This window comes from Halomonas sp. NCCP-2165 (genome assembly GCF_023708045.1).
In the GTDB taxonomy this organism is placed as follows: domain Bacteria; phylum Pseudomonadota; class Gammaproteobacteria; order Pseudomonadales; family Halomonadaceae; genus Bisbaumannia; species Bisbaumannia pacifica.
The window spans coordinates 1-26,902 of the sequence record NZ_BRCY01000030.1; the positions used below are offsets into that span (position 1 = coordinate 1).

The window sequence follows — 26,902 nt, forward strand, 5'->3', positions numbered from 1 at the left end:
GTGGGGGCATGGGCATGAAAACCGGGGCTCGTTTCAAGGGGGGCCTATGATACCCAGCCGGCGCCCCCGGGTGAAGGTGGCAATTCGGATTCTCCCGTGGCGAAAGCGCCCACCCGGCGAGCCGGGGTAGGCCGGGTAAATGAGCCGCAGGCGAAAGCACCCGACGCCTATGCCTATGCCATGTCGGATGCGCTCGCTGTCGCTCGCTTATCCGACCTACGCCGGCCGGCGCCCTTCCAGGCGTACCCAGCCTTCCCGCTCCACCGGCGGTTCCATTGCCAGCCCCTGGGCCGCGTAGGCGTCGAGCACCTCGTCGGCCTGCTGGGCGAGGATGCCGGAGAGCACCAGGCGTCCCCCGGAGGCGACCTGGCCGGCGATGGTCGGGGCCAGCTCCACCAGCGGGCCGGCGAGGATATTGGCTACCACCACCGGGAAGGGGCCCTCGTCGAGCTGCTCCGGATAGCAGAGCGTCAGGCGCGCCTCGGCGATGGCATTGCGCTCGGCATTGTCGCGGCTGGCCTGCAGGGCCTGAGGATCGATATCGGTGCCCACGGCGCGGTCGGCGCCCAGTTTGAGGGCGGCGATGGCCAGGATGCCGGAGCCGCAGCCCACGTCGAGTATCGCCTTGGCGTCCAGCCCGCCGGCCACCGCCAGGCCATCCAGCCACTCCAGGCACAGCGCCGTGGTGGGGTGGGTGCCGGTGCCGAAGGCCAGGCCGGGATCGAGCAGCAGGTTGACCGCCTCGGGCTCCGGGGCCTCGTGCCAACTGGGCACGATCCATAGCCGCTGGCCCATCTTCAGCGGCGTGAAGCCATCCATCCACTCCCGTTCCCAGTCCCGATCGGCGAGCAGCTCGAACTCGATCTCGGGGCAGGGCTCGTCGGGCACCTCCAGGCTCCAGGCCTGGCGCACCCGCTCGAGCATCGCCTCGATGCCCTCCAGGTCGTCATAGAGGCCGGTCAATACCGTCTCGTTCCATAGCGGGGTAGTGCCGCGCTCCGGTTCGAAGACCGGGTCGTCATGGGCATCCTGCAGGGTGATGGCCGAGGCGCCCTCGGCGAGCAGCAGCTCCTCCAGGGTCTCGGCCTGCTCCGGGGCGATTCGCGCCTTGAGTTGTAGCCAGGGCATGGTGGCGTCTCCTGCGAAAAAAGGCGTGTCAGGGTATCCAAACGCGCGACGGGATGGCCCTGGGCCATCCCGTCGGTGACACCGGGTCGTGGCTTACAGACCCAGTTTCTTCTCCAGGTAGTGGATATTGACCCCACCCTGCTGGAAATAGGTATCGCGGACCAGGTCCTTGTGCAGGTCGGTATTGGTCTTGATGCCTTCCACCAGCAGCTCGTCCAGGGCATTGCGCATGCGCGTCAGGGCCGCGGTGCGGTCCTCGCCCCAGGTGATCAGCTTGCCGATCAGCGAGTCGTAGTGGGGCGGTACCGTATAGCCGGTGTAGAGGTGGGAATCCATGCGTACCCCCAGGCCACCCGGCGGGTGATAGAGGCTCACCTTGCCCGGCGAGGGCATGAAGGTGCGGGAGTCCTCGGCATTGATCCGGCACTCGAAGGCGTGGCCGTTGAGCTTGACGTCTTCCTGGCGGATCGACAGCGGCAGCCCGGAGGCGATGCGCAGCTGCTCCTTGACGATATCCACCCCGGTGACCTGCTCGGTGACCGGATGCTCCACCTGGACCCGGGTGTTCATCTCGATAAAGAAGAACTGGCCTTTCTCGTAGAGAAACTCGAAGGTGCCGGCGCCCCGGTAGTTGATGGTCAGGCACGCCTGGCGGCAGGCCTCCAGCACCTGGGCCCGGGCCTCGGGGTCGAGCCCCGGCGCCGGCGCCTCTTCCAGCACCTTCTGGTGGCGGCGCTGCAGGGAGCAGTCGCGATCATAGAGGTGGATGGCGTTGCCCTGGCCGTCGGCCAGCACCTGCACCTCAACGTGGCGCGGCTCCTCGAGGAACTTCTCCATATAGACGGTGCCGTCGCCGAAGGCCGCGGCGGCCTCGGTCTGGGTGATGCTCACCGAGGAGAGCAGGTGCGCCTCGGAATGCACCACGCGCATGCCGCGACCGCCGCCGCCGGCGGCGGCCTTGATGATCACCGGGTAACCGATGCGCTTGGCGATGGCCAGCAGCTCCGCCTCGTCCTCCGGCAGGGGGCCGTCGGAGCCGGGCACCGTGGGCACGCCGGCCTTCTTCATCGCCTCGATGGCACTGACCTTATCGCCCATCAGGCGAATGGTGTCGGCCCGCGGCCCGATAAAGGTGAAACCGGAGCGCTCCACCTGCTCGGCGAAGTTGGCGTTCTCGGAGAGGAAGCCGTAGCCGGGATGAATGGCGCTGGCGTCGGTGACCTCGGCGGCGCTGATCAGCGCCGGAATATTGAGGTAAGACTGGGCCGAGGGGGCCGGGCCGATGCATACCGCTTCATCGGCCAGGCGCACATGCATCAGTTCCCGGTCGGCCTTGGAGTGGACCGCCACGGTCCTGATGCCCAGCTCCTTGCAGGCACGCAGGACGCGCAGGGCGATCTCGCCGCGATTGGCGATGAGTACCTTGTCCAACATCTGTTATCCGCCCGTAGTGAGGTGTCAGTTGAGAGCGTCGAGGCGATGGCCTCAGGCGATGACCAGCATCGGCTGATCGAACTCGACCGGCTCGCCGTCTTCCACCAGGATGGCCTCGATCACGCCGTCCTTGTCGGCCTCGATCTGGTTCATCATCTTCATCGCCTCGACGATGCACACCACCTCGCCCTTGCGCACCGACTGGCCCACCTCGGCGAAGGGCTTGGCGCCCGGGGCCGGGGCCCGGTAGAAGGTGCCGACCATCGGCGAGTTGACGGTATGACCGGTGGGGGCGGCGGGCGCCTCTTCGCTGGCCGCCGGTGCCGCCGGGGCAGGCGCCGGCTGGGGCGCATAGGCGGCGGGCTGCGGGGCCGCCTGGTAGGCCACGCCATTGGGGTGGCGGCTGATGCGGACGGATTCCTCGCCTTCCTGGATCTCGATCTCGCTGATATTGGACTCTTCCAGCAGCTCGATCAGCTTCTTGACCTTACGGATATCCATGCGGTTGTCTCGCTCGTAACGGAGTATGAGGGGGCTCGGACAGGCTGCGCAGCGGCGCTGTCAACCTGCGTAAAAAGGTGTCGAATCGGGGCAAAGTTTAGCAAATTGCCGGCGATTGTCCCGCCAAAAGGCGTGTCGGCGGAGTTTGCCGAAAAACGACCGGGTTGTCCAGGTTATCCGCAGAAGCGTGAATATAAACGCTCGTTTCGCGATGATAGCGGTTAACCATGCAGTTTTTCGTAGTTGACCGATGACGCGCAACCCACCCCGTAGGAGCTAGCTTTAGCTGGCGATTTTCCTATCGCCTGCTGAAGCAGGCTCCCACAACACCAGCAATTTTTCCCCACCAACCCAGTGGCAGCCCCGCCCCGATCACCCCTGTCGGCGCTCCAGCCAGCTCAGCAGCTGGTTCAGGTGGCCGGCGAAGGCGTCGCGTTCCACCTCGCCCTGAATGCGCGCCTCGCGGATCTCCTCGCCGCCGGCGAAGAACAGCAGGCTGGGCGGACCGAACAGCTGGAAGCGCTCCAGCAGCTCGCGACTGGCGCCGTTGCTCTCGGTGACGTCCACCTGAACGCGATGGAAGGCCGACAGCGGCTCGGCCACCTGCGGCGTCGGGTAGACGTTGCGTTCCAGTTGCTTGCAGGAGATGCACCAGTCGGCGGTGACATCGACGAACACCGGGGTGTCGCCGGCACCGGCCAGGGCCCGCTCCAGGCCGGCCAGATCGCGCACCACCACATCGGGCTCGCTGGCGATGGCGGCACCGCGCTCCCCGGGTGCCATGGCCACCAGCGGGCGCAGCGGGTCGCTACCGCCCTGGGCGGCGCCCAGCACCAGGGCCAGGCCCCAGGCCAGCACCAGCAGGCCCGCGCCCTGGCGCAGTCGCGCCCAGCCGCGGGTTTCCAGGCGCAGGGCGCCCAGTGCCAGGGCCGTGGTCACCGCCAGGGCCGCCCACAGCAGCAGGGCCAGCGGCCCCGGCAGCAGCCGCTCGACCAGCCAGATGGCCACCCCCAGCAGCAGCAGGCCGAAGGCGGTCTTGACGCCCTCCATCCAGGCGCCGGTGCGTGGCATCAGGGTGGTGCCGAAGGTGCCCACCAGCAGCAGTGGCACCCCCATGCCCAGGGCCAGGGCCAAGAGGGCGGCCCCGCCCATCGCGGCGTCGCCGGTGGTGGAGATAAACACCAGGGCGCCGGCCAGGGGCGCCGAGACGCAGGGCGAGACCACCAGCACCGAGAGGGCGCCGGCCAGGGCCAGGCCGATGGGGCCGCTGCGCTGGGCGCGGGTCTGCCAGGCCTGGATGCGCGCGGTCAGCCGGGGCGCCGTGCGCAGGTTGACGACGCCGAACATGGCCAGGGCGAAGCCCACGAAGAGCAGGGCGAAGCCGATCAGTACTGGCGCCGACTGCAGCCGGGCCTGGAGGTTGAGGCCGGCGCCGAACAGCCCCATCAGCACCCCCACCAGAGCGTAGGTGGCGGCCATGCCGGCCACATAGCTGGCGGAGAGCACGAAGGCCCGCCCGCGCCCGGGGTTCTGGCCGACGATGATCGACGACAGGATGGGAATCATCGGCAGCACGCAGGGGGTAAAGGTCAGCCCCAGGCCGGCCAGGAAGAAGAGCCCCAGGGCCAGCGGCAGGCTGGCGCGGCTCATCAGCTCGCTGAAGCGACCATCGGCGCTCTGCACGCCGCTGGGCGCGCCCGCCTCGGAGGGAGCCGCGTCCGGTGCCCAGTCGGCGAAGGCGGGGGGCGCCGAGCCGGGCAGGGCGGTCATCTCCAGGCGCTCCGGCGGATAGCAGAGGCCGGCCAGGGCGCAGCCCTGGAAGCTCAGGGTAAAGGGCACCTCCCCCGCCACCGGGGCCGCCTCGAGGGGCACCGTGAAGACCACCCGGTCGAAGAAGACGTTGACGTCGCCCAGGAACTCGTCGCTCATGGGCTCCCCCGGCGGCAGCGCCGGCTCGCCCAGGGCCAGGGCGTCGCTCTCCACGGCGAAGCGATGGCGATAGAGGTAATAGTCCTCGGCGGCGACGAAGCCCACATAAAGGCGTTGGCCATCGTGCCAGGCGCTCGCCTGGAAGGCCTCGTGGACCGGCAGGAAGTCACTCTGGCGGTCGGAGGAGAACCACTGGGCCTGGGTGTTGCCGGCGACCAGCGCCAGGAGCAGCAACAGAAGGGGCAATAAACGGCGAATCATGACTCGGAAAGATCCTTGCAGACGGGAGGCGGAACCCCCTTGCGACCCGGCGACAGGGGGGGAGTTCCCGGCATCCGGCGGGCGCGTTGGCATGGCGGACAGGGCGCCGCTCTCGTCATCGCGGCGTCGCCTGCTACTATAACTCAGCATTCGGTGCCGTCGCAGCGGCGCCGACCCATTTCGCGAGTCAAGGAAGTCGACACATGCCCCTGTTCGGTAAGCGTAAGCCGGTTGCCGGGCGCACCACCTCACTGGAGCGTCCCGAGTATGGTTGGATCTGGAAGCCACTGCTGGTACTGGTGGTGCTCTACCTGCTGGCGACCCTGGCCCTGGGTATCTGGTGGAGCCGCGAACCCGCCGCCTTCGATGTCGAGCAGGCCACCGCCAACCAGCGGGTGCGGGTGGCCGCCGACCAGCCCGAGGCGGCCACCACGCCGGCCCGGCGCGGGGCGGTGACCACCGCCGCCCTGATCGGCGTGGTGGATACCCTGCAGCAGAAGCCGGGAGGCTACCTGCGCAACGACATCTTCCCCCCGGGGCTGTGGCTCGACAATATGCCCAGCTGGGAGTACGGCGTGCTGCGTCAGGCCCGGGAGCTGGCCCAGCGACTGCCGGCCCTCGAGCAGGGCGAGAGCGCCGCCCTGGAAGAGGCGCGCGAGGCACTGATGGGCGAGAGTCGCGACTGGCTCTACCCCTCCACCGAGACCCGCCTGGAGCAGGCCGGCGAGCACCTGGGCGCCCACCTGCTGGCGCTGGGTAGCGGCGAGGCCGGCTTCGCCGACGATGGCGAGGCCCTGGCCCGGTGGCTGGAGCGGGTGGCGCTGCGCCTCGATGACCTGAGCCAGCGCCTCTCCGCCAGCGTCGGCGAGCGCGAGGCGCTTCGCGACCTGGCCGTCGATACCGACGCGCTGCCCGAGCCGACCCCCTGGTATCGCCTCGACGACGACTTCTTCGAGGCCCGCGGCCAGGCCTGGGCGCTATTGCACTTGCTGCGTGGCATGGAGCGCGACTATGCCGATCTGCTGGCCGCCGCCGAGGCCCGGGGGACCCTGACCCGGCTGATCGCCGAGCTGGAGATGACTCAGCGTCGGCTGTGGAGCCCGCTGGTGCTCAACGGCTCCGGCTTCGGCATCTTCGCCAACCACTCCCTGGTCATGGCCAACTACACGGTGCGCGCCCGCGACCTGGCCAGCCGCCTGGCGGCGCGTATCGAGGGCGTGGGGGTCGCCGCCGGGGAGCCCACCGAACCGGCGGTGGAGGTCCCCGAGGCCCCGGCGGCGGAGGACATGCCGGAAGAGGCGCCCCAGCAAGAGACTACCCCGCCGGCGCCGGAGGAAGCGCTCGAACCCGAGGCCGTCCAGGAAGCACCCGAAGAAGCCGCGCCTCAGGAAGAGGCCGTGCAGGAAGAGGCCGTGCAGGAAGCGCCGGAAGAAGCCGCGGCCCCGCAGGAGGACATGCCGCTGCCCGAAGCGAGTCAGCCGTAGGCGTAGGTCGGATAAGCGAGCCTCGGCGAGCGCATCCGACATCGGCGAGCGCCCCGGTCGGGGCCGGTCGGGGCCGGTCGGTGCCGGTCGGGGCCGGTCGGGGCCGGTCGGGGCGTCGGGTGCTTTCGCCTTCGGCTCATTTACCCGACCTACAGGCTTATTTCCCCGACCTACCCCTGCCAAAACAACTAGGGCCGCCCCTTCATCGGGGCGGCCCTTGCTTGTCACCCAGGGTGGCTTACGCCTTCTCGTGGGCGGCGGCGGCCTTCTCGATGGCCTTGCGGGCGGCGTCGGCGCCTTCCCAGGACTCCACCTTCACCCACTTGCCCTTCTCGAGATCCTTGTAGTTCTCGAAGAAGTGGGCGATCTGCTGGCGCAGCAGCTCCGGCAGGTCGGTCACTTCCTGGACATCGTCATACAGGGTGGTCAGCTTGCCGTGGGGCACGCAGACCAGCTTGGCGTCCTCGCCGGCCTCGTCGGTCATGTTGAGGATGCCCACCGGACGCGCGCGGATGACGCTGCCCGGCTGCACCGGATGCGGGGTCACCACCAGGGCGTCCAGGGGGTCGCCGTCATCGGCCAGGGTGTTGGGAATATAGCCGTAGTTGGCCGGGTAGAACATCGGGGTGGCCATGAAGCGATCCACGACCAGGGCGTCCATGTCCTTGTCGATCTCGTACTTGATCGGCGCATGTTGGGCCGGAATCTCGATGGCCACATAGACGTCGTTGGGGAGGTCCTTACCGGCGGGGATCTTGCTGAAGCTCATTCTCGAATCCTTGCGTGGGCGGATTGTAGGGGCCAGAGAAAACCGCCGAATTATACGAAGCCGAGACGCCGATTACCAATCCGACCATGGCAGGACCTACCCCTTTGGTTGATAGGCCGAGGGGCGGGTCAAACGTGTATCATGGGGCGGGCTTTCCGCCAGGCGGTGGCCCGCCGCAGTGATGCGCACCGAGGTGAAAAGGAGAGAGTCGTTGGATCGTCAACTATCGCTGAGCGTGGGACAGGCCTTCGTGGCACCGGAGCGACGCCATCATCGCAGCTCCATGTCGCTGCGCGTCCCCGAGGCCGGCCTGCTGGAAGCCAAGGGCGCCCTGGCGGTGATCAGTGATTCCAGCTCCCGCAACGCCATCGCCAAGCAGGCCGGAGACCTCAGCGTGCGCGGCCTGGTGGCCGATTACTTCTCTACCCCCGATCACTGGGGCGTCAAGTACTCCGCCATTCGCGTGCTGCGCTCCCTGAACGCCTGGTGCTATGCCCAGAGCCAGCACGTCAAGGACGGCAGCTATGTCTCGGCGCTCTCGGCGATGGTCTATCAGGGCCGCGAGGCGCACCTCTTCCATATGGGCGATACCCTGGTCTTCCTGTTGCGCGGCGCCGAGTTCGAGCAGCTCTCCCGGGACCATATCACCGACCTGGGCGGCTACCGCTACGCCTCCCGGGCGCTGGGCATGGACCCCAGCATCGAGATCGACTACCTGCAGGTGCCCCTCAAGCAGGGCGATATCTTTCTCTTCACCACCCAGGCGGTGCGCGGCACCCTGATGCCCTCGGACTATGTGCGCCTGATCCGCGCCGACGTCAGCGACCTGGACGCCGCCTGCGAACGCCTCGCCCAGGCCGCCAGCGAGCGGGCCCAGGAGCGCGGCTACGGCGGCGATCAGTTCTGCTTCCAGCTGGTGCGGGTCGACGCCCTGCCCGAGGCCACCGAGGATCGCCCCGGCAAGGTCTATGGCGACCTGCCGGTGCCGCCGGAGCTCTCCCCCGGCGACCGCCTCGATGGCCTGGAGGTCGAGGCGGTGCTGTCGCGGACCGCCCAGTCGCGGGTCTATCGGGTGCGCGACCTGGCCAGCCAGCGCCAGATGGTGCTCAAGGCGCCGAGCCCGGAGCTCTCCAGTCGCAACGCCTACCTGGAGCACTTCCTGCTGCAGCAATGGGTGGTGGAGCGGGTCAAGTCGCCCTTCGTGGCGCGGGTCGTCGAGCCCTCGCGGCCGCGACGCCATCTCTATTACCTGATGGCCCTGGTCAATGGCGAGACCCTTACCGAGTGGGCCCGGCGCCACCCCCAGGCCAGTCTCTCCCAGCGCCTGGATATCGCCCGCCAGCTGGGCAAGGCGGTGCAGGCCCTGCACCATCGCGACCTGCTGCATCAGCGCATCCACCCGGACAATATCCTGATCGACCCCCATGGGCAGGTGGTGCTGGCCGACTTCAGCGCCTGCCGGCTACGCGAGGGGGACGGGCATCGCCACTCCCGGGAGCTGGCGCGCCAGGTGGGGCTCACCGAACACAGCGCCCCGGAGTATGCCCTGGACACCGACGTGGGGCGGCGCAGCGACCAGTACGCCCTGGCCTCCACCATCTACTGGCTGCTCACCGGCGGCTTGCCCTATGCCCTTGCCCCCCACCAGTTGCGTACCCATACCGACCTGGAGAAGCTCGGCTACCGCAGTGCCCGCACCACGAATCCCGAGGTGGACGCCGCCCTCGACGACGCCCTGCGTCGCGCCCTGGACCCCCAGCGCGCGCTACGCTATCGGCGGCTCTCCGAATTCCTGGTGACGCTTCGCGAGCCGCGCCGGGACGGCGACGACGGGGAGGACGGCGGCCCGCTCGGCGAGCCCGCCCGCTTCTGGCAGGGCGTCGCCGGCATCCTGCTGCTGCTGCTGGTGCTCTCCTGGCTGCTGCGGTAGGAGGAGGCTGGTCGCTGGTTGGGCAGGAAGCGAGAGCGTCGGGTGCGCTCGCAGGCTCGCTTACCCGACCTACCACCACTACCACCACTACCACCACTACCACCACTACCACCACTACCACCACTACCACCACTACCACCACTACCACCACTACCACCACTACCACCACTACCACCACTACCACCACGGCGTAGGTCGGATAAACGAGCCGCAGGCGAGAGCATCAGACGAGCCTAGATCACGCTGCCTAGCTCGAAGATGGGCAGGTACATGGAGATCACCAGGCCGCCCACCAGCACGCCCAGCACCACGATGATAAAGGGCTCCAGCAGGGAGGTGAGGGCGTCCACCTTGTTGTCCACCTCCTCCTCGTAGTAGTCCGCGACTCGGTTGAGCATGGCGTCCAGGGCCCCGGACTCCTCGCCGATGCCGACCATCTGCACCGCAAGCGGCGGGAATTGCTCGGTCAGGCGCATGGCGAAGTGCAGCTGCTGGCCGGTAGCCACGTCCTCGCGCACCTGGCGCACCGCCCGCTCGTAGACCTTGTTGCCGGTGGCCCCCGAGGTCACGTCCAGCGATTCCACCATGGGCACCCCGGCGCCGTAGGTGGTGGCCAGGGTCCGCGAATAGCGGGCCACCGCCGACTTGTCGAGGATATCGCCGATCACCGGGATCCTCAGCGACCAGGCATGCATGCGGTAGGCGAAGGTCTCCGATCGCTTGATGCCCTGGCGGATCACGAAGACGAAGACGATAAAGCCCCCCAGCACCCATAGCCAGTAGGCCTGGGCCAGCTCCGAGAGGTAGATGGTCATGCGGGTCATGGCCGGCAGCTCCGCCCCGAAGCCATGGAACAGCGCCTCGAACTGGGGCACCACCATGATCAGCAGCAGGGCGGTGACGGCGATGCCCACGGCGATCACCGCCGCCGGATACCACAACGCCTTCTTGACCCGCCCCTTGAGGGACTCCAGCTTCTCCTTGTAGGCCGCCACCCGGTCGAGCATATGGTCCAGGGAGCCGGACTGCTCGCCGGCCTCCACCAGGTTGACGAACAGCGAATCGAAGTGGTCCGGGTGCTTGCGCATCGCCGCCGAGAGGTTGGTGCCGGCGGTGACGTCGTTCATCAGTTGCTGCACCAGGGCGCTCATGGCGGGCTTCTTGAGGCTCTCCGCCACCACCGAGAGGGCCTGCAGCATGGGCACCCCGGCGCGGATCATGGTGGCCATCTGGCGGGCGAAGAGCATGATGTCGCGGGGTTTGATGCGCCCCATGCCGCCCATGCCCCCCTTGCGGCGGATGGTTCGCACGATGATGTTCTGGCCGCCCAGGGTCTTCTCCACCTCGGCGCGGTTGGCGGCGATCAGGGTGCCTTTGACCTTGCGCCCGCTGGGGGCCTTGCCGCTCCACTGCCAGCGGTAGAGTTTCAGCTGCTGCCTGGCCCTTGCCTTGGCTTGGCGTGTCATGGTCGCCATCGCGGCCCCTCCCGTTTAGTCCTTGGTGACTCGGTTGACCTCTTCCAGGCTGGTGATGCCCTGCATGACCTTGAGCAGGCCGCTGCGGCGCAGGTCCGGGTGGCCCTCGCGGCGGGCCTGCTCGGCCAGCTCCATGGCATTGCCCTGGCGCATGATCAATTGGCTGATCGCCTCCGACACCGGTACCACCTCGTAGATGCCCTCGCGCCCCTTGTAGCCCAGGGTGCAGTGGCGACAACCCACCGGATGGAAGATGGTGGCCGAGGCCACCTCCTCCTCGCCGAAGCCCTCCGCCAGCAGCGCCTCCCGGGGGATCTCCGCCGGCTGCTTGCAACGCGGGCAGAGCTTGCGGGCCAGGCGCTGGGCGATGATCAGGCTCACCGAGCTGGCGATATTGAAGGGCGCTACCCCCATGTTGGCCAGGCGGGTCAGGGTCTCCGCCGCCGAGTTGGTATGCACGGTGGAGAGCACCAGGTGGCCGGTCTGGGCCGCCTTGACGGCGATCTCGGCGGTCTCCAGGTCGCGGATCTCGCCGACCATCACCACGTCCGGGTCCTGGCGCAGGAAGGCGCGCAGGGCACTGGCGAAGTCCAGGCCGATCTTGGTCAGCACATTGACCTGGTTGACCCCCGGCACCTTGAGCTCCACCGGGTCCTCGGCGGTGGAGATATTGCGCTCCAGGGTGTTGAGGATATTGATGCCGGTATAGAGGGTCACCGTCTTGCCGCTGCCGGTGGGGCCGGTGACCAGGATCATGCCCTGGGGCTCGTCTAGCGCCCGCTGGTACATCTCGCGCTGCGCCGGGGTAAAGCCCAGGGCGTCGATGCCCAGCTGCGCGGAGCTGGGGTCGAGGATACGCAGCACGATCTTCTCGCCATAGACGGTGGGTAGGGTGCTGACCCGGAAGTCGATGGAGCGGTTGCGCGACAGGCGCATCTTGATGGCGCCGTCCTGGGGCAGGCGCCGCTCGGAGATATCCAGCTTCGACATCACCTTGAGGCGGGCGGCGATGCGCTGGCGCATATTGAAGGGCGGCCGCGCCGCCTCCAGCAGGATGCCGTCGATACGCAGGCGAATGCGATACTGGGTCTCGTAGGGCTCGAAGTGAATATCCGAGGCGCCGCGGCGGATGGCATCGAGCAAGATCTTGTTGACGAAGCGCACCACCGGGGCGTCGTCGTTGCCGGCGGTGACCGCCGGGCCCTCCTGCTCCGGGTCGTACTCCTCGTAGTCGAGGTTGTCCAGCGCCTCATCGGCGCCCTCCAGCCCCTTCATCATCGCCTGGCTGTCGGCGTGGGTAAGGTAGTTCTCCAGCGCCGGGCCGAGCTGATCCACCGGGGCCAGCACCCCCTCCACGTTGAAACCGGTAGCGAACTGCAGCTCGTCGAGCTGGGCCAGGGTGGAAGGGTAGGGCACCGCCACCGTCAGGCGGTGGTCGTGGCGTAGCAGCGGCAGCACCGTAAGCTTGCGCAGCACCTTCTCCGGCATGCTCTCCGCCGGCGGCAGGCTGTCCGGGCGTACCGCGTCTAGGTCGATCAGCGACAGCCCATACTCCCAGGCCGCCGCCAGCGCCGCCTGGCGCGGCGTCACCAGGCCGCTGTCGATCACATGGGCCATCAGCGAGACGTCCTCCTCCCGGGCCTCCTCCTCGGCGCGGCGCGCCGCCGCCTCGGAGAGCACGCCGTCGCGCACCAGGCGCCGGGTCAGGCCGCGCAGGTCCGCCGCCACCGGCACGCCGCCTCCGCCCGTCGGCCCCGAGGCGGTGCTCTGGGCGATCAGGCTGTGATAGTCCATCGACGGCGGATGCGAATCATGCATAACGGCTCCTCGATCTGATGCCCTGATGGCAACTGGCGCTAGCCCCCCACCTACCTAGTAAGAGCTGGCCCCCTAACATAGTGGGAGCTGGCTTTAGCCGGCGATTTTTCTATCGCCTGCTGAAGCAGGCTCCTACCACCCCAGTGGTGGCCCCCACTCCTTAGCAGCGCCACCCATTCCGTAGGAGCTAGCGTTAGCTGGCGATTCGGCTCCTACCACCCCAGTGGTGGCCCCCACTCCTTAGCAGCGCCACCCATTCCGTAGGAGCTAGCTTTAGCCGGCGATTTTTCTATCGCCTGCTGAAGCAGGCTCCTACCACCCCAGTGGTGGCCCCCCACTCCTTAGCAGCGCCACCCATTCCGTAGGAGCTAGCTTTAGCTGGCGATTCGGCTCCTACCACCCCAGTGGCAGCCCCCACTCCTTAGCAGCGCCACCCATTCCGTAGGAGCTGGCTTTAGCCGGCGATTCGTAGGAGCCGGCTCCCTTAACACTCCTTCACCCCCCTAGCCTAGGTCAGTCTAGCGGCTTCACCCCGTTGAGGGCGGCGTTGAGAGCCGCCCGGGTGTCCCCGGTTGGCCGGTCCATGATCTGCTAGACGAGTGAATCGCCCCGGGCAAACGAAGTCCGCTTAATCTAGAGAAATCCTTGCACGGCCTCGTTGTGTAAACTAGTGTAAGTTTGTGAAACGGTGATGGCCGCCTTCATGTCAATGTTGACGACGCCGGCAGCGGCAACCCCGCGTGGCAACAGCGTTGAAGGGCGGCTAATCCCGACCCCCAGGGGCTGGCTAGACTCCTGGCGTGGCTCCGCAGGGAAGGCGAAGGGTGCTAAAGGTGGGATAGGCAGGTGAGCAAGAGGCGAGATCGGGACAGGGGCAAGGGTTCGGCTCGCCAATAACCGAGGGGTGATCGTGATGAAAAAGCAACAAGGCATCAAACGCTACGTAAAAGCTGGGCAGGGCGGTTTTACCCTAATCGAGCTAATGATCGTGGTGGCGATTATCGGGGTCTTGGCGGCGATTGCGTTGCCTCGCTACCAAGATTATGTTAACCGTGCAAAGGTTTCTGAAGTTGTAATGGCTGGGTCAGCATGTCGTACTGCAATAACGGAAGCTTCCCAAACTGGCTTGTCTACAGCGCCAACGGGAAACGACTTCGGATGTGAAGATACTACTGGGCCTGTAACACAATATGTGAGTACTATCACTACGAGTGCTGCTGGAGTTGTAACAATTACAGCTCAAAATATCAGCGGTGTTGCAGCAGGTACTAACACCATTACTTTGACTCCTTACAGTGATGCTGGGGCAACAACTGCTATGGTGGCAGCTGATTATGTTGATGGTACGAATCAGTCTGTTAGCGCGTGGGTCTGTAGCGGCACCATTCCTAATAATCTTCGCCCCTCCTCTTGCAGGTAATTAATGGAAAACCGGGACTGACCCCCATTTACAATTCAGCTCTCTCTTGGAATGGCCGGCCTAGCCGGCCATTCTTTTTTCTGCTTCCGGTTTCCTTAGGCCTTCCTCAGCCCCTTGGTCCAGCGCTGCTTGGCGTATTTACGCAGGTTGGCGACGTTATCCGTCTCGTCGACGATATCCTGGCCGAGGATGGTCTCGATCACGTCCTCCAGGGTCATCAGGCCCACCCAGGTGCCCAGGTCGTCGTAGACCACGGTAAGGTGCTGGCGGTCGCGCACCATCATGGTAAAGACCTGCTCGACGCTGTCGTCGACCATCACCGTCTTGACCGGATGCATCAGCGACTTCAGCGGCGCCTCCTCGGCGGCGTGGTAGGTGTCGGCCTTGTGGATATAGCCCAGCGCCTGCTCGCCGCCGTCCATCACCGGGAAGCGGGTAAAGGGCGAGCGGCCCAGGCTCTCGTCGAACTCGGCGACGCTCATCTGCGGCGCCACGACGATCGACACGGTGCGCGGCGTCATCACCTCCTTCACGGGGATATCGTGGAGGTTGAGGATATTGGTGATGACCCGCGCCTCGTCGGCGTCCAGGGCCTCTTCTTCCAGGCCGATCCGGGCCAGGGCCTTGATCTCGCCACGCATATCGGTGTCCTGGGCATCCTTGCCGATGCGCCGGGTGATCCGCTCCGACAGCCAGATAAAGGGCTTCATGCTCCAGATCATGGCGAACAGGGTCAGCGCCATGGGCGAGGCGAGCTGGCGCCAGTAGGTGGCGCCGATCATCTTGGGGATGATCTCGGAGAGAAACAGGATCAACAGGGTCATCAGCGCCGAGGCGATGCCCAGCCAGGCCTCGCCGAAGACCACCACGACCTGGGCGCCGACGCCGGTGGCCCCCACGGTATGGGCGATGGTGTTGAGGGTGAGGATGGCCGCCAGCGGCTGGTCGATGTTCTGCTTCAGACGCACCAGGCGGGCATGCAACCTCGGGCGGTCGTCGCGTAGCTGGGCGATATAGCTGGGTGTCATGGAGAGCAGCGAGGCCTCGAGCAGGGAGCAGACGAAGGACACGCCGATGGAGAGGGTGGCAAACAGAGCCAGGAGGATCATGGGGCCTCGTGTGGGTGGCTAAGGGAGTGCCGCCGGGGCGGCGAGCCGATGATTACCGATCCACGCCGGGCTCGCAAGAGTCATCGCATTGACAGGTGTCCCGGCCGGCACGAAGATCGGCCTCTCTCCGTTTTCCCCTTCCCCTTCCCCTTTTCTGGTTCCGGGCGTTATCGAACGAGGCGATATGATCGAGACTACGGTTGTGCTGCTGGCCACCGGCCTCGGGCTGGGCTGGCTACCCTGGGCGCCGGGGACCTGCTGGCCATCGGCATCGCCCTGTTGGCGGCGCCGCTGATCGTCACCGCTACCGCTGGTATATCCTGTTGATATATCCCTGGGGCTGGGCTAGGCTCGGCCATATGCCTATGGGATATCCATGGAGATGACGATGGAACAGGGTGCCGTATTCAAGAGTAACCGCAGCCAGGCGATTCGCCTGCCCAAGGCCGTTGCCTTGCCCGAGGAGGTCAAGCGTGTCGAGGTGGTGGCCATCGGCCGGATGCGTATCATCACGCCGGTGGGCGAGTCCTGGGATAGCTGGTTCGATGGCGAGGACGTGTCGGTGGACTTTATGGTCGAGCGTGAACAGCCCGCGGAACAGCATCGCGAGGGGCTGTGATGCTCAAGTATCTGCTCGATACGAATATCTGTATCTATACCATCAAGAACAAGCCGCCCGCAGTACGTGAGGCCTTCCATCGCCATCATGGGCAGTTGGCAATCAGTACCATCACCCTGATGGAGCTGGTCTATGGCGCCGAGAAGTCTTCGGCGCCGGAGCGTAACCTTGCCGTGGTGGAGGGTTTCGCCGCACGCCTCGAGGTATTGAACTACGATGCCGATGCGGCCGCGCATAGTGGGCAGGTGCGGGCCGAGCTGGCCCGGGCCGGGACCCCGATCGGTCCTTATGATCAGATGATCGCCGGGCATGCCCGCTCGCTGGGTCTGATCGTGGTGACCAACAACCTCAAGGAATTCGAGCGGGTTCCCGGTCTGCGGATCGAGGATTGGACCTAAATCGGGGACAGACCCCTTCATTAGTAACAACAACGGGCCTCTCGTCATGCGAGAGGCCCGTTGTTGTCGCTACGTCATGACGCTGGCGTTATGCCGGCCCGAGCCGAGCCGCTCTTGCTGAGCCGCTCTTGATAAATAGGGCACTCAGGCCATGCGCCGCAGCACCGGCTCGCCGCCGCGGCGGCCGTGCAGCAGGGCCAGGACGATATGCCCGACCAGCAGCACCAGCAGGGCCCAGCCCAGGAGGCCGTGGAGGGCGCCGCCGAGGGCCGTCATCCACTCGATCTCGCCATCGAATCCCGGCATCAGCGGCACGCCGAAGGGGGCGAAGGCGCGGCCGGAGCCGAATTGACGCAGCAGGGCGAGGGCGGGAATCGCCAACATCAGCGCGTATAGGGCCAGGTGGCCGAGCCGAGCGGCGCCATTGAGGGCGTTGGGCCGGCGCGGGCTCTCATATAGCGCCCAGGCCAGGCGCAGCAGGCCCAGCAGCAACAGCAGGGCGCCCAACGGCTTGTGGGAAGCCCAGAGAAACTCGTCCAGCGGTGAGTCGGGCAGCAACACCCGAGCGCCCACCGAGGCGAATTGCCAGGCGAAGAGGGCGGCCATGGCCCAGTGCAGGGTACGGCTGAGTCGTCCATAACGGGCGTGGGGCATTTCCATATCGGCGTTCCTGTGGTGGTAGAAAGCGCGTCAACCTTAGCAACCGACGATGGAGAAATGATGAAAACTGCCCGGGGCGTCGATGCCCTGCGTCTATCGCGGGAGACAGGGCGGGGGCATGCTAGACTCCGTGCATCAACACAGGCGCGCGGGAGTGGCCATGGCCAACCATCATGATACGGGTTACAAGGAGCTGTTCAGCCACCCCGAGTTCGTGCAGCAATTGATCGAGGGCTTTGCCCCGCCCGAGATCGCTGGACTGATGAATTTCGGCACTCTGCAGAACCATAGCGGTAACTACATCACGCCGCTGTTCGAGGAGAAGTTCGAGGATGTGGTGTGGTCGGTGGAGGTCCACTGGCAGGGCATAACGCAACGGGTCTATCTGTATATCCTGCTGGAGTTCCAGTCGAGGGTGGATCAGGCGATGCCGATTCGCTTGATGCACTACGTGGCCTGCTTCTACGATCACCTGCTCAAGAGCAAGGCCTTCACCCTCGGCGAGGGCTTGCCGCCGGTGTTGCCCATCGTGCTTTACAACGGTTCCCGTCGCTGGTCGGTGCCCCAGGATGTTTATGAGCTGGTCAGGCCGGAACCGCCGGCCTTCCTGCGAGTCTACCAGCCGCACCTGCGCTATTACCTGATTGACGAGGGGCGATATACTGACGAGGAGCTGGCCGAGCGTCAGACGCCGTTGAGCGGCGTGTTCGGCATCGAGAATGCGGCCGAGCGAGAGGCCTTGCAAAAGGCCGTGGATCGGGTGGTGGCGATTATTCAGGCCGACCCCTACAAGGCGCGCATCGACGCCATCGTGACCCGCTGGCTAAAGCGCCATTTGCATCGGCTCGGGGCCGATATCGATCTGAATCGGCTCAATAGCCTGGTAGAGGATAGAGACATGCTGGCAGAGAATCTGCAGAATTGGGCGAAGAAGGAACGTCAGGAGGGTCGCCAGGAGGGCCGCCAGGAGGGTCGCCAGGAGGGCCGTCAAGAAGGGCTCCGGGAAGGCCGCCTCGAGACCGCCCGCAATCTGCTCGCGCGTACCGAGATGGACGATGCGATGATCGCCGATATCGCCGGGCTGGACGTCGAGGACGTGGCGAAGCTGCGCGCCGAGTCCCGCCATTGAGGGGCCGTTGACCGAGAACCAGCTCCCTGGCCGGGTCGCTGATCTGGCTTCTCTTCTCCGCTTCGATATCTCCCCCGGTCGTTATGCGTGCGCTGTCGTTGATTCGCGACAGCGGGTGGCAAGAGTATGGCAATGGCGACCCTCGCCTGGCCAAGGCCCGGGGCCTGACCCATAGTCAACCCGGAGGCCTTCGACCCCCACCGTCTCTTGCGTGAGTCGCCATCGGTATGGCGACCCTGGGAGGAGCCATGAAACCTACCCTCACCTATTACACCCTGCTGGGGCTGGGCGGCCTGCTGCTGGCGGCCGGCGCGGCCTGGGCTCAGCCCGACAACCCCGGCCAGGGTCGCGGCGGTCCGCCGGAATTCGTCCAGGAGCGTGGCGATGGCCGTGAATGGAGCCGCGAGCGTGAACGCGACCGCAATCGCTGGGAGCGCGGCGACGGCGGGCGGGAGTGGCGCAGCCGCGAAGGGGAGTATCGCGACCGCCGTCATGACGATGACCACGAGTGGCGTAGCCGCGAGCGCGACCGGGACCGTGAGTACTGGCGCCGGGAGTATGGCCGCGAGGCCCCTCGAGAGTGGCGCTACCGGGATGGCCCGCGTATCGAGGAGCGGCTGATTCGCGAGATCTTCCGGGATCACCGCGAGCTGTGGCGCCACGATCGAGGCGCGGCCCTGCCGCCGGGCATTCGCATGAACCTGGAGCGGGGCAAGCCCCTGCCTCCCGGCATCGCCCGCCGCTTCGATGACCGCCTCTACCGCCAGTTGCCCCGCTACGACGGCTACGAATGGCGCCGCATCGGCGCGGACGTGGTGCTGGTGGAGGTCGCCACCGATATCGTTCACGAGGTGCTGCGGGATATCTTTATCGACTGATCCCGGCAGGTTCGCGGAAAAATCATCGCGTGGCAGCTTCTTTCCGGGGCTGCCGCTTTCTTGATCTGGGCCATTGGGTGGCCCTCTGCTCCATGCTAGCCTTCGTGACTTTATGTAATGCGATGGTGGGCATTGAGGATGGAAGCGAGGCTTGGAGCGAATCGGCAGCGCGGCGCGGCGCTGATCATCAGCCTGGTATTGCTGAGCGTGGCCCTAATGTTGGGAATCTCCGCCATGCAGTCGTCGTTGCTCGACGAGCGCATGGCGGGGAATCATCGCTTCGCCACTCAGGCACGCATGGCCGCCGAGGCGGCGACCGCGGAACTGGCGGGTTGGCTCGGCGAGCGTCCGTCTCGGCCCTGGAGCGCCTCCCTGGCCGCGCAGCTCGATACCCCTTTGGATGACTGGCCGGCATGTGGTGGCAATGCGCGCGACGGCGTGCGTCTGGAGGTGGCGGACAGCGTCTGGGCCTGGCTGCTGGCCTGCCGCGAGGATGGCGAGCGTATGATGCAGGTGCAGGGCGAGGCCGGCGCCGTGGAGCATGCCGCCCGTTATCCGGGGCGGGTCCCGCTGCGGTTGGCGGGTTACTCGGGGCTGGCGACCGCTACCTTTATCGGGGGGCTGACGCGAGATGCCGATATCCAGTGGCCCACCTCGGAGGCGTCGCGACTCTCTGGTGAGGACCAAGCCGGCCTGCATGAAGCTATTCCTGCGGTTCTTGTGGAATATCGCTCCGGCGACGATGAGACCTATAGCGCCTCGGGGCTGCATGCCACCGTGAATAGCGAGGCGAAGGTACTGGAGGGCCGTATCGTGGAGAGCGAGCCCTCGTCGCAGAGCCTGGCGCTGTTGCGGGCCATCCATGACACCTGCTTCGAGGCTGGTGGCCGGCAGGGGCGCGGAAAGGGGCGAGGCAACGGCAACAACCAGGACGGTGGCAGCCAGCTCTGTGATCACCTGCTGATCGTGCCGCCGGGAGGCGAGGACCCCCTGAAGGGGAGCCGGCGCTTCGATGGCCTCTACATCAACCTGAATGGTGAGCTGGATATTCGCGGCAATGCCACCGTGCATGGTGCCGCCATCATCGCCAATATCACCATCGACGAGGATGGCGTCTGGCAATCTGCCCCCAATGAGACCATCAAACTGGCCGGCGGCGGCAATAGCGGCTCGGTATGGTTCGACTCGTTCAATGCCAATGCCGCCATCAATGAGCTCAAGGCGTCGTCTGGTGGTTCCGCCTTCGCCGAACTCTCCCTGGAAAACTTCTTCGGCCAGTCTTCGGGCGAGGGGGCAGGGCTGCGCCTGGATGGGTGGTTGCGCTAGGCACCTAACGACGCGGCCGCCGAATATCTCGGCGGCCGCGTCGTTTGGTATGAGGCCGGGGCTTACTCCTCGTTCAGCTTGGCCTCGATCCGGCGGCGTTCCTGCTCCTCGTCGGCCAGGCTCTGGCGCGGCAGGATCAGGTTGAGGGTAAAGGCCACCAGGGCGGCGATAACGATGGGCGAGCCTCCCAGCACCAGGCGCAGGGTCTCGGGGAACTTGCCGATGGCGTCGGGCACCGCATAGACGCCCATGCTCAGCGCCAGGGCCAGGCTGACGATGGTCATGTTGCGGGCCGACATCTCGTCCTTGGTGATCAACTGGATACCGGTCATGGTGATCATGCCGAACACCAGGATGGTGGCCCCGCCCAGCACCGGGTAGGGGATGGTGGTCATCAGGGCGCCGAACTTGGGCAGCAGGCCGGCGACCACCATGAAGACGGCGGCGATGGCCAGCACATAGCGGCTGATCACCTTGGTCATGGCCACGATGCCCACGTTCTGGCTGTAGGTGGAGGTGGGCAGGGCGCCGAAGAAGGAGCCGATCAGGGTGGTGAAGCCATTGCCCAGCAGGCCGCCGAACAGCTCCTTCTTTTCCAGCTCGCGGTTCATGCCGCCCACGGTGGTGGCCGAGAGGTCGCCGATGGTCTGCACCGAGTTGATCACGCAGATGATCACCATAGAGATGATGGCGGCGGGGTAGAACTCGACGCCGAAGGCCAGCGGCCGGGGCACGCTGAGCCAGGGCGCCTCACGCACGGCGTCGAAGTTGACCAGGCCCAGCGCCATGGAGATGGCGTAGCCGGCCAGCAGGCCGCAGATGATCGAGGCCAGCTTGAGGAAGCCGCTGGCGAACTGGGAGACCCCCAGCACCACCAGCAGGGTGACGCCGCCGATGGCCCAGTACTTGATGTCGCCATAATCGGGGGCGCCGACGCCGCCGGCCAGGTAGTTGATGGCGATATCGTAGAGCGACAGGCCGATCACCAGCACCACGGTGCCCGCCACCACGGGGGGGAAGAGGTGGCGAATGCGCTGGATAAAGAGCCCGGTGACCATCATGGCCACGCCGCCTACCACCTGGGCGCCGAGGATGCCCTCGAGGCCGTACTGGGCGCCGATGGCGGTCAGGGTCGGCACATAGGCGAAGCCCACGCCGAAGATGGTGGGCAGCTTGGCGCCGAGGCGTCCCAGGGCGTAGAGCTGCAGCAGGGTGGCCAGGCCGGAGAAGACCAGGGAGATCTGGATCAGCAGCATCTTCTCTTCGAGGCTGGCGCCCACCGCCCCGACCACGATGATGGGCACGGTGACGGTGCCCATGATCATCGCCAGAATATGCTGCAGCGATAGCGGCAGGGCCTTGGCCAGCGGGGGCTTGCCATAGAAGTCGAAGAAGGAGGTGCTTCGCGGGGTAGTCGAATGCCGTGTCGCTGTCGTCGTGGTTGTCATAGGGATGCCTAACGCTCGCGATTTTTGTATACAGAGTTATTGGCGCCTAGACTAAGCGGACAACAAATCGATTAGCAACACTCGCTGTATACAAAATATGCCCTATCACCGATTCCACTATTTGCCTGTCTAATAAGGGCCTTTTTCGATCCATTCGAAGACATTATGGCAATTAGACCTTGGTGGGATGCTAGTGGCCTAATGCCTAGGTATACTTCCGCCCGCGTCGTCGCCGGCCCGCAGAGGCCCCCGCTAACAGACGACCGCCGGGAACGAAGGGGATAACACTCAACCGTTTATCCTCGAGAGGCATGCATGACACGACTGACCCTGGTCCTGATCGCCGCCGCGCTGCTGGCGGGCTGTAGCTATACCCCGGCCCGCATTACCCCCGAACCCCTGATCGAGATCGATACCTACGGCGGTGGCCATCACCACCGTAGCCATCGCGGTGGCTTCTGCCCGCCGGGCCTGGCCAGGCAGGGGCGCTGCTAGACGAGTCTCCCCCCCTGAATCGCCCCCTGTCGTGAGCCCTCCGCCGCCCGGCCCAGTGTCGGGCGGCGGCGTCGGTAGACAACGGTGTCGTGAAAAATTGGCACCAAACCATTCCATCGAGACATGCCGCCTGGTCTGTCGCCGCAAAGCCTGAGGTCAGGAGAGCTTGCATTCCTGTGAGGAATGTATAGGCCGCTTTTTTTCGTTTGAAGCCCCGCGCTCTCGTCTGATTTCATGATCAGCAATCTTCTCTGGCATGAAAAGGCGACAGGCAGCCCATGGAACTTCCCCATATCAGTCGTTCACTCGGCATCGTTCACCCCCTGTGCATCGAGCGTGGTCGCAACGCCGAGGTCTGGGACGAGAGCGGACGGCGTTATATCGACTTTATCGGTGGTATCGGCGTGCTCAACCTGGGCCACGGCCATCCCGCCGTGGTGGAGGCGGTCAAGGCGCAGGTGGAGACGCTGATGCACTCGGCCTTCAATGCCTTGCCGCACCGGGGCTATCTGGCGGTGGCCGAGGCCCTGGATCGTTTCGTGCCGGTCTCCTATCCGCTCTCCTGCATGCTGACCAACAGCGGCGCCGAGGCCACCGAGAATGCCCTGAAAGTGGCCCGGGGAGCCACCGGCCGTCAGGCGGTGATCGCCTTCGACGATGGTTTCCACGGCCGCACCCTGGCGGCACTCAACCTCAACGGCAAGGTCAAGCCCTACAAGGTCGGCCTGGGCAGCCTGCCCGGACCGGTCTATCACCTGCCGTTTCCCAGTCGCGATAGCGAGGTCGGCGCCGAGGCGGCCCTCCAGGCCCTGGCCCGGCTGTTCGAGGTGGAGATCGCCGCCGAGGAGGTGGCCTGCATCATCGTCGAGCCGGTGCAGGGGGAGGGCGGCTTTCGGCTGCTCTGTCCCGACTTCGCCCGGGCCCTGCGCGAACTCTGCGATCGCCACGGCATCCTGCTGATCTGTGACGAGATCCAGTCCGGGTTCGGGCGGACCGGCACGCCCTTCGCCTTTACCCACCTGGGCATCGAGCCGGACCTCTTGCTGATGGGCAAGAGCATGGCGGCGGGGCTGCCCCTGGCGGCGGTGGCCGGACGTGCCGAGGTCATGGACAGCCTGCCCAAGGGCGGCCTGGGCGGCACCTATTCCGGTAACGCGGTGGCCTGCGCCGCGGCCCTGGCGGTTATCGACACGATGCGCGAAGAACGCCTCTCGGCCTGGGCCGAGGGCCAGGAAGCGCAGATCGTCGCGGCCCATCGGCGCTGGCGGGAGAGCGGGCGCTTCCCCATGCTGGGGGCCCTGACCGGGGTCGGCGCCATGCGCGGCCTGGTCTTCGAGGACACGGCCACGGCCAGTGGGGCCGAGCATCTGGCGGCCCTGCTCGAGGCCGGACGCGAGGCCGGCGTGCTGCTGATGCCCAGCGGTCGCAAGCGTAATGTGCTGCGCCTGCTGCCGCCGCTGACCGCCGAGCCGGCCATCATGGAAGAGGGGCTGGCGCTGATCGAGCGAGCCCTGGAGACCCTGCAGGCATGATCGCGCGGCTGGACGGCGAGCGCCTCGACGCTCACTACCTGCGTTTCCTCGAGGCCCTCAAGGCCTCCGGCTTCGAGGGCGAGATCGCCCCGGACTTCGCCAACCGCACGGTGCTGGCCACCGACAACTCCATCTACCAGCGCCTGCCCCAGGCGGTGCTCTACCCCAGGGGCGCGGCGGATCTGGAGCGGCTCGCTCGCCTGGCCGGCGAGCCGGCCCACCGCCGGGTGGTGCTCACCCCGCGCGGCGGCGGCACCGGCACCAACGGCCAGTCGCTCACCGACGGCCTGGTGGTGGACGTCTCCAAGCACATGAACCGGATCCTCGAGATCGACGTGGAGCAGCGCCGGGTGCGGGTCCAGGCCGGGGTGGTCAAGGACCAGCTCAACGCCGCCTTGAAGCCCCATGGGCTCTTCTTCGCCCCGGAGCTCTCCACCTCCAACCGCGCGACCCTCGGCGGCATGATTTCCACCGACGCCAGCGGCCAGGGCAGCTGCGAGTACGGCAAGACCCGCGATCATGTGCTGGAACTCGAGACCGTGCTGCTGGGCGGCGAGCGCCTGCACACTCGCCCCGTCGAGGAGGCCGAGCTGGCCGCCCTGTGCCAGCGCGACGACGCCACTGGCCGCGCCTACCGCACCGCCCGGGAGATCATCGACACCCAGGGCGAGCTGATTCGCGCCAAGTTTCCGCCGCTCAATCGCTGCCTGACCGGCTACGACCTGGCCCACCTGCGCGAGGATGACGGCCGCCTCAACCTCAATAGCCTGCTGTGCGGGTCCGAGGGGTCGCTGGGCTTCCTCAACGAGGCGGTGCTGAACGTGCTGCCGATCCCCCGGCACTCGACCCTGGTCAATGTGCGCTACGCCGGCTTCATGGACGCCCTGCGCGACGCCAAGGCGCTGATGGCGAGTTCCGCCAAACCCACCTCCATCGAGACGGTGGACGACCGGGTCTTGATGCTGGCCATGGAAGATTTCGTCTGGGATAGCGTGGCGGAGTTCTTCCCCGACGGCGAGACGGCGGTCCGCGGCATCAACCTGGTGGAGTTCAACGACGACGACCCGGCGCGGCTGGCCGAGCGGGTCGCGGCCTTCTGTCGCCACCTGGAAGCCGATACCAGCGTCCAACGCCTGGGCTACACCCTGGCCGAGGGCCGCGCCGCCATCCAGCGGGTCTATGGCATGCGCAAGCGCGCCGTGGGCCTGCTGGGCAATGCCAAGGTGGATGCCAAGGGCGAGAAGCGCCCCATCCCCTTCGTCGAGGACACCGCGGTGCCGCCGGAGCACCTGGCCGACTTTATCGCCGAGTTCCGCGCGGCCCTCGACGCCCGCGGCCTGGCCTACGGCATGTTCGGCCATGTCGACGCCGGGGTGCTGCACGTGCGCCCGGCCATCGACATGAAGGACCCCGAGCAGGAGCGGCTGATCCGCGAGGTCTCCGACGAGGTGGCCGAGCTGACCCATCAGTACGGCGGCCTGCTGTGGGGCGAGCACGGCAAGGGGGTGCGCTCGGAGTACGCCCCCAAGTTCTTCGGCGAGCTCTACCCCAGCCTGCAACGGGTCAAGGCCGCCTTCGACCCGCATAATCAGTTGAATCCCGGCAAGATCGCCACGCCGCTGGCCACGGGGGCCGCCGCCCAGGACGAGGCCGTCCAGCTCGTCGATCCGGGCCTACTGGCCATCGATGGGGTGACCACCCGCGGCCAGCTCGACCGCCAGATCGACGAGCGGGTCTGGCAGGCCCATGACGCCGCCGTCTACTGCAACGGCAACGGCGCCTGCTACAACTACGACCCCAACGACGCCATGTGCCCCTCCTGGAAGGGCACCCGCGAGCGGGTCCACTCCCCCAAGGGTCGCGCCAGCCTGATGCGCGAATGGCTGCGCCGCCAGGGCCAGGCCGGGATCGACGTGGTCGACGAGGCCGAGCGGGCCCGCCGGGGCGGCTGGCTGGGCGGCGTGGCGCGCCTGCCAAAGCGCACCCTCAACACCCTGCGCCGGCGCCGGGAGGACGACTTCTCCCACGAGGTCTATGACGCCATGGCCGGGTGCCTGGCGTGCAAGTCCTGCGCCGGCCAGTGCCCGATCAAGGTCAATGTGCCCCAGTTCCGCAGCCAGTTCCTCGAGCTCTACCACGGCCGCTACCTGCGCCCGCTGCGCGACTATTTGATCGGCGGCCTGGAGTTTCTGGTGCCGACGCTTTCGCGCATCGCCCCGCTCTACAACGCCGCCCTGGGCAATCGCCTGGTGGATCGCCTGCTGGCCGGGCCCATCGGCATGGTGGACAGTCCGCGGCTATCCCGGGCCAGCCTCAAGAAGCAGCTGGCCGCCTGGGGCGTGGCCGAGGCCACCCCCACCTCACTGGGGCTGCTCACCGAGGCGCAGAAGGCACGCAGCGTGATCATCGTCCAGGACGCCTTCACCAGCCACTTCGAGGCCCAGTTGGTGATGGACATCGTCGAGCTGCTCTCGCGCCTCGATATCAAGGTCTTCGTGGCGCCCTTCGCCCCCAACGGCAAGCCGCTCCACGTCCAGGGCTTTATGGGCGCCTTCCAGCGTACCGCCGAGACGCAGGCCAAGCGCCTGCGCGGCCTGGCCGAGTTCGGCGTGCCCCTGGTGGGCATCGACCCGGCCATGACCCTCACCTACCGCCAGGAGTACGTGAAGGCGCTGGGCGAGGACGCGGTGCCCGAGGTGCTGCTGCTCCAGGAGTGGCTGGTGGCGCGTGCAGCGAGCCTGGCGCCGGGCCAGCGTCCCAATGCCGAGGCAACGACAGATCCCGGCTACAAGCTGCTCTCCCACTGCACCGAGGCGACCAATGCCCCGGGGAGCCCCAAGGCCTGGCAGCGGCTCTTCGCCGCCTTCGGCCTGGAACTGGAGCTGGTCGACACCGGCTGCTGCGGCATGTCCGGCACCTACGGCCACGAGGCCCGCAACCTCGCCACCTCCAAGACCATCTACGGCCTCTCCTGGCAGGGCCTGGTGGAAGATGAGGCCAACCAGGGGCGCCTGCTGGCCACCGGCTACTCCTGCCGCAGCCAGGTCAAGCGCCTCTCCGACCGGCGCCTGCCCCACCCGCTGCAGGGGCTGCTCGCGGTGCTGCGATCCCCGCTACCCTGACGAATAACCCCAACCCAATCGGACCCAGAGACACGAG

21 protein-coding genes are annotated in these 26,902 nt (G+C 66.6%); 11 read left to right on the forward strand and 10 right to left on the reverse strand.

Features of this window, described 5'->3' with window-relative positions:
- Positions 1–216 precede the first annotated feature (216 nt).
- The 4 genes from prmA to dsbD all read right to left on the reverse strand — a co-directional run bounded on the left by prmA (position 217) and on the right by dsbD (position 5,253).
- Positions 217–1,128: a 50S ribosomal protein L11 methyltransferase gene (prmA, locus tag NFU04_RS13655; RefSeq protein ID WP_251310002.1), complete on the reverse strand. Its 912-nt coding sequence runs from the start codon at positions 1,126–1,128 to the stop codon at positions 217–219.
- Between the two features lie 93 nt (positions 1,129–1,221).
- Complete coding sequence (gene accC / locus NFU04_RS13660; RefSeq protein WP_251310003.1) at positions 1,222–2,562, reverse strand: acetyl-CoA carboxylase biotin carboxylase subunit; 1,341 nt, start codon at positions 2,560–2,562, stop codon at positions 1,222–1,224.
- Positions 2,563–2,613: 51 nt separating this feature from the next.
- On the reverse strand, positions 2,614–3,063 hold the full coding sequence (gene accB, locus NFU04_RS13665; protein ID WP_251310004.1) for an acetyl-CoA carboxylase biotin carboxyl carrier protein: 450 nt from the start codon (positions 3,061–3,063) through the stop codon (positions 2,614–2,616).
- A 372-nt stretch (positions 3,064–3,435) separates the two neighbouring features.
- Positions 3,436–5,253 carry a protein-disulfide reductase DsbD gene (gene dsbD, locus NFU04_RS13670; RefSeq protein ID WP_251310005.1) on the reverse strand — a complete coding sequence of 606 codons (1,818 nt, stop codon included), beginning with the start codon at positions 5,251–5,253 and terminating at the stop codon, positions 3,436–3,438.
- A 203-nt stretch (positions 5,254–5,456) separates the two neighbouring features.
- Between dsbD and NFU04_RS13675 the strand changes: the two genes are divergently transcribed.
- Complete coding sequence (locus NFU04_RS13675) at positions 5,457–6,737, forward strand: DUF2333 family protein (RefSeq protein ID WP_251310006.1); 1,281 nt, start codon at positions 5,457–5,459, stop codon at positions 6,735–6,737.
- Positions 6,738–6,975: 238 nt separating this feature from the next.
- On the opposite strand, the gene ppa is transcribed toward NFU04_RS13675, so the two are convergent.
- On the reverse strand, positions 6,976–7,506 hold the full coding sequence (gene ppa, locus NFU04_RS13680) for an inorganic diphosphatase (protein WP_251310007.1): 531 nt from the start codon (positions 7,504–7,506) through the stop codon (positions 6,976–6,978).
- Positions 7,507–7,687: 181 nt separating this feature from the next.
- Here ppa and NFU04_RS13685 point away from each other — a divergent pair, with 181 nt between their 5' ends.
- Positions 7,688–9,436 (forward strand): bifunctional protein-serine/threonine kinase/phosphatase, encoded by a 1,749-nt coding sequence (locus tag NFU04_RS13685; protein ID WP_251310028.1) that lies wholly within the window; start codon positions 7,688–7,690, stop codon positions 9,434–9,436.
- A gap of 233 nt (positions 9,437–9,669) precedes the next feature.
- Here the strand turns inward: NFU04_RS13685 and NFU04_RS13690 are convergent, their stop codons facing one another.
- Both NFU04_RS13690 and pilB read right to left on the reverse strand, forming a co-directional pair.
- A complete protein-coding gene (locus tag NFU04_RS13690) occupies positions 9,670–10,911 on the reverse strand; it encodes a type II secretion system F family protein (RefSeq protein WP_251310008.1) in 1,242 nt (413 codons plus the stop codon).
- A 15-nt stretch (positions 10,912–10,926) separates the two neighbouring features.
- Positions 10,927–12,729, reverse strand: coding sequence for a type IV-A pilus assembly ATPase PilB (pilB, locus tag NFU04_RS13695; protein WP_251310009.1), 1,803 nt, complete (start codon positions 12,727–12,729; stop codon positions 10,927–10,929).
- A 913-nt stretch (positions 12,730–13,642) separates the two neighbouring features.
- On the opposite strand from pilB, the gene NFU04_RS16410 reads away from it, so the two are divergent.
- The gene (locus tag NFU04_RS16410; protein WP_285835156.1) at positions 13,643–14,149 is read left to right on the forward strand and encodes a pilin; all 507 of its coding nucleotides are present in this window, start codon (positions 13,643–13,645) and stop codon (positions 14,147–14,149) included.
- A 95-nt stretch (positions 14,150–14,244) separates the two neighbouring features.
- Here the strand turns inward: NFU04_RS16410 and NFU04_RS13710 are convergent, their stop codons facing one another.
- On the reverse strand, positions 14,245–15,258 hold the full coding sequence (locus NFU04_RS13710; protein WP_251310010.1) for a CNNM domain-containing protein: 1,014 nt from the start codon (positions 15,256–15,258) through the stop codon (positions 14,245–14,247).
- 388 nt (positions 15,259–15,646) lie between these two features.
- On the opposite strand from NFU04_RS13710, the gene vapB reads away from it, so the two are divergent.
- Both vapB and vapC read left to right on the forward strand, forming a co-directional pair.
- Positions 15,647–15,877, forward strand: coding sequence for a type II toxin-antitoxin system VapB family antitoxin (vapB, locus tag NFU04_RS13715; RefSeq protein ID WP_251310011.1), 231 nt, complete (start codon positions 15,647–15,649; stop codon positions 15,875–15,877).
- Complete coding sequence (vapC, locus tag NFU04_RS13720) at positions 15,877–16,275, forward strand: type II toxin-antitoxin system tRNA(fMet)-specific endonuclease VapC (RefSeq protein WP_251310012.1); 399 nt, start codon at positions 15,877–15,879, stop codon at positions 16,273–16,275. The genes vapB and vapC overlap by 1 nt, the downstream gene beginning before the upstream one ends.
- Before the next feature lie 144 nt (positions 16,276–16,419).
- Here the strand turns inward: vapC and NFU04_RS13725 are convergent, their stop codons facing one another.
- Positions 16,420–16,935 (reverse strand): cytochrome b, encoded by a 516-nt coding sequence (locus NFU04_RS13725; RefSeq protein WP_251310013.1) that lies wholly within the window; start codon positions 16,933–16,935, stop codon positions 16,420–16,422.
- 160 nt (positions 16,936–17,095) lie between these two features.
- On the opposite strand from NFU04_RS13725, the gene NFU04_RS13730 reads away from it, so the two are divergent.
- The 3 genes from NFU04_RS13730 (at position 17,096) to NFU04_RS13740 (ending at position 20,268) form a co-directional block, all read left to right on the forward strand.
- Entirely contained in the window at positions 17,096–18,064 is a 969-nt protein-coding gene (locus tag NFU04_RS13730; RefSeq protein ID WP_251310014.1) for an Rpn family recombination-promoting nuclease/putative transposase, read from the forward strand.
- Positions 18,065–18,312: 248 nt separating this feature from the next.
- Complete coding sequence (locus tag NFU04_RS13735) at positions 18,313–18,942, forward strand: anti-virulence regulator CigR family protein (RefSeq protein WP_251310015.1); 630 nt, start codon at positions 18,313–18,315, stop codon at positions 18,940–18,942.
- A gap of 138 nt (positions 18,943–19,080) precedes the next feature.
- Positions 19,081–20,268 carry a pilus assembly PilX family protein gene (locus NFU04_RS13740; RefSeq protein WP_251310016.1) on the forward strand — a complete coding sequence of 396 codons (1,188 nt, stop codon included), beginning with the start codon at positions 19,081–19,083 and terminating at the stop codon, positions 20,266–20,268.
- A gap of 62 nt (positions 20,269–20,330) precedes the next feature.
- Here NFU04_RS13740 and NFU04_RS13745 read toward each other — a convergent pair whose 3' ends face one another.
- Positions 20,331–21,716 (reverse strand): uracil-xanthine permease family protein, encoded by a 1,386-nt coding sequence (locus NFU04_RS13745; protein ID WP_251310017.1) that lies wholly within the window; start codon positions 21,714–21,716, stop codon positions 20,331–20,333.
- A gap of 315 nt (positions 21,717–22,031) precedes the next feature.
- Here NFU04_RS13745 and NFU04_RS13750 point away from each other — a divergent pair, with 315 nt between their 5' ends.
- The 3 genes from NFU04_RS13750 to ydiJ all read left to right on the forward strand — a co-directional run bounded on the left by NFU04_RS13750 (position 22,032) and on the right by ydiJ (position 26,865).
- The gene (locus tag NFU04_RS13750) at positions 22,032–22,211 is read left to right on the forward strand and encodes a hypothetical protein (RefSeq protein WP_146804422.1); all 180 of its coding nucleotides are present in this window, start codon (positions 22,032–22,034) and stop codon (positions 22,209–22,211) included.
- A gap of 278 nt (positions 22,212–22,489) precedes the next feature.
- Positions 22,490–23,743 (forward strand): 2-aminoadipate transaminase, encoded by a 1,254-nt coding sequence (locus NFU04_RS13755; RefSeq protein WP_251310018.1) that lies wholly within the window; start codon positions 22,490–22,492, stop codon positions 23,741–23,743.
- Positions 23,740–26,865: a D-2-hydroxyglutarate dehydrogenase YdiJ gene (gene ydiJ / locus NFU04_RS13760; RefSeq protein ID WP_251310019.1), complete on the forward strand. Its 3,126-nt coding sequence runs from the start codon at positions 23,740–23,742 to the stop codon at positions 26,863–26,865. Before NFU04_RS13755 ends, ydiJ begins: the two co-directional genes overlap by 4 nt.
- The last annotated feature ends 37 nt before the right edge of the window (positions 26,866–26,902 follow it).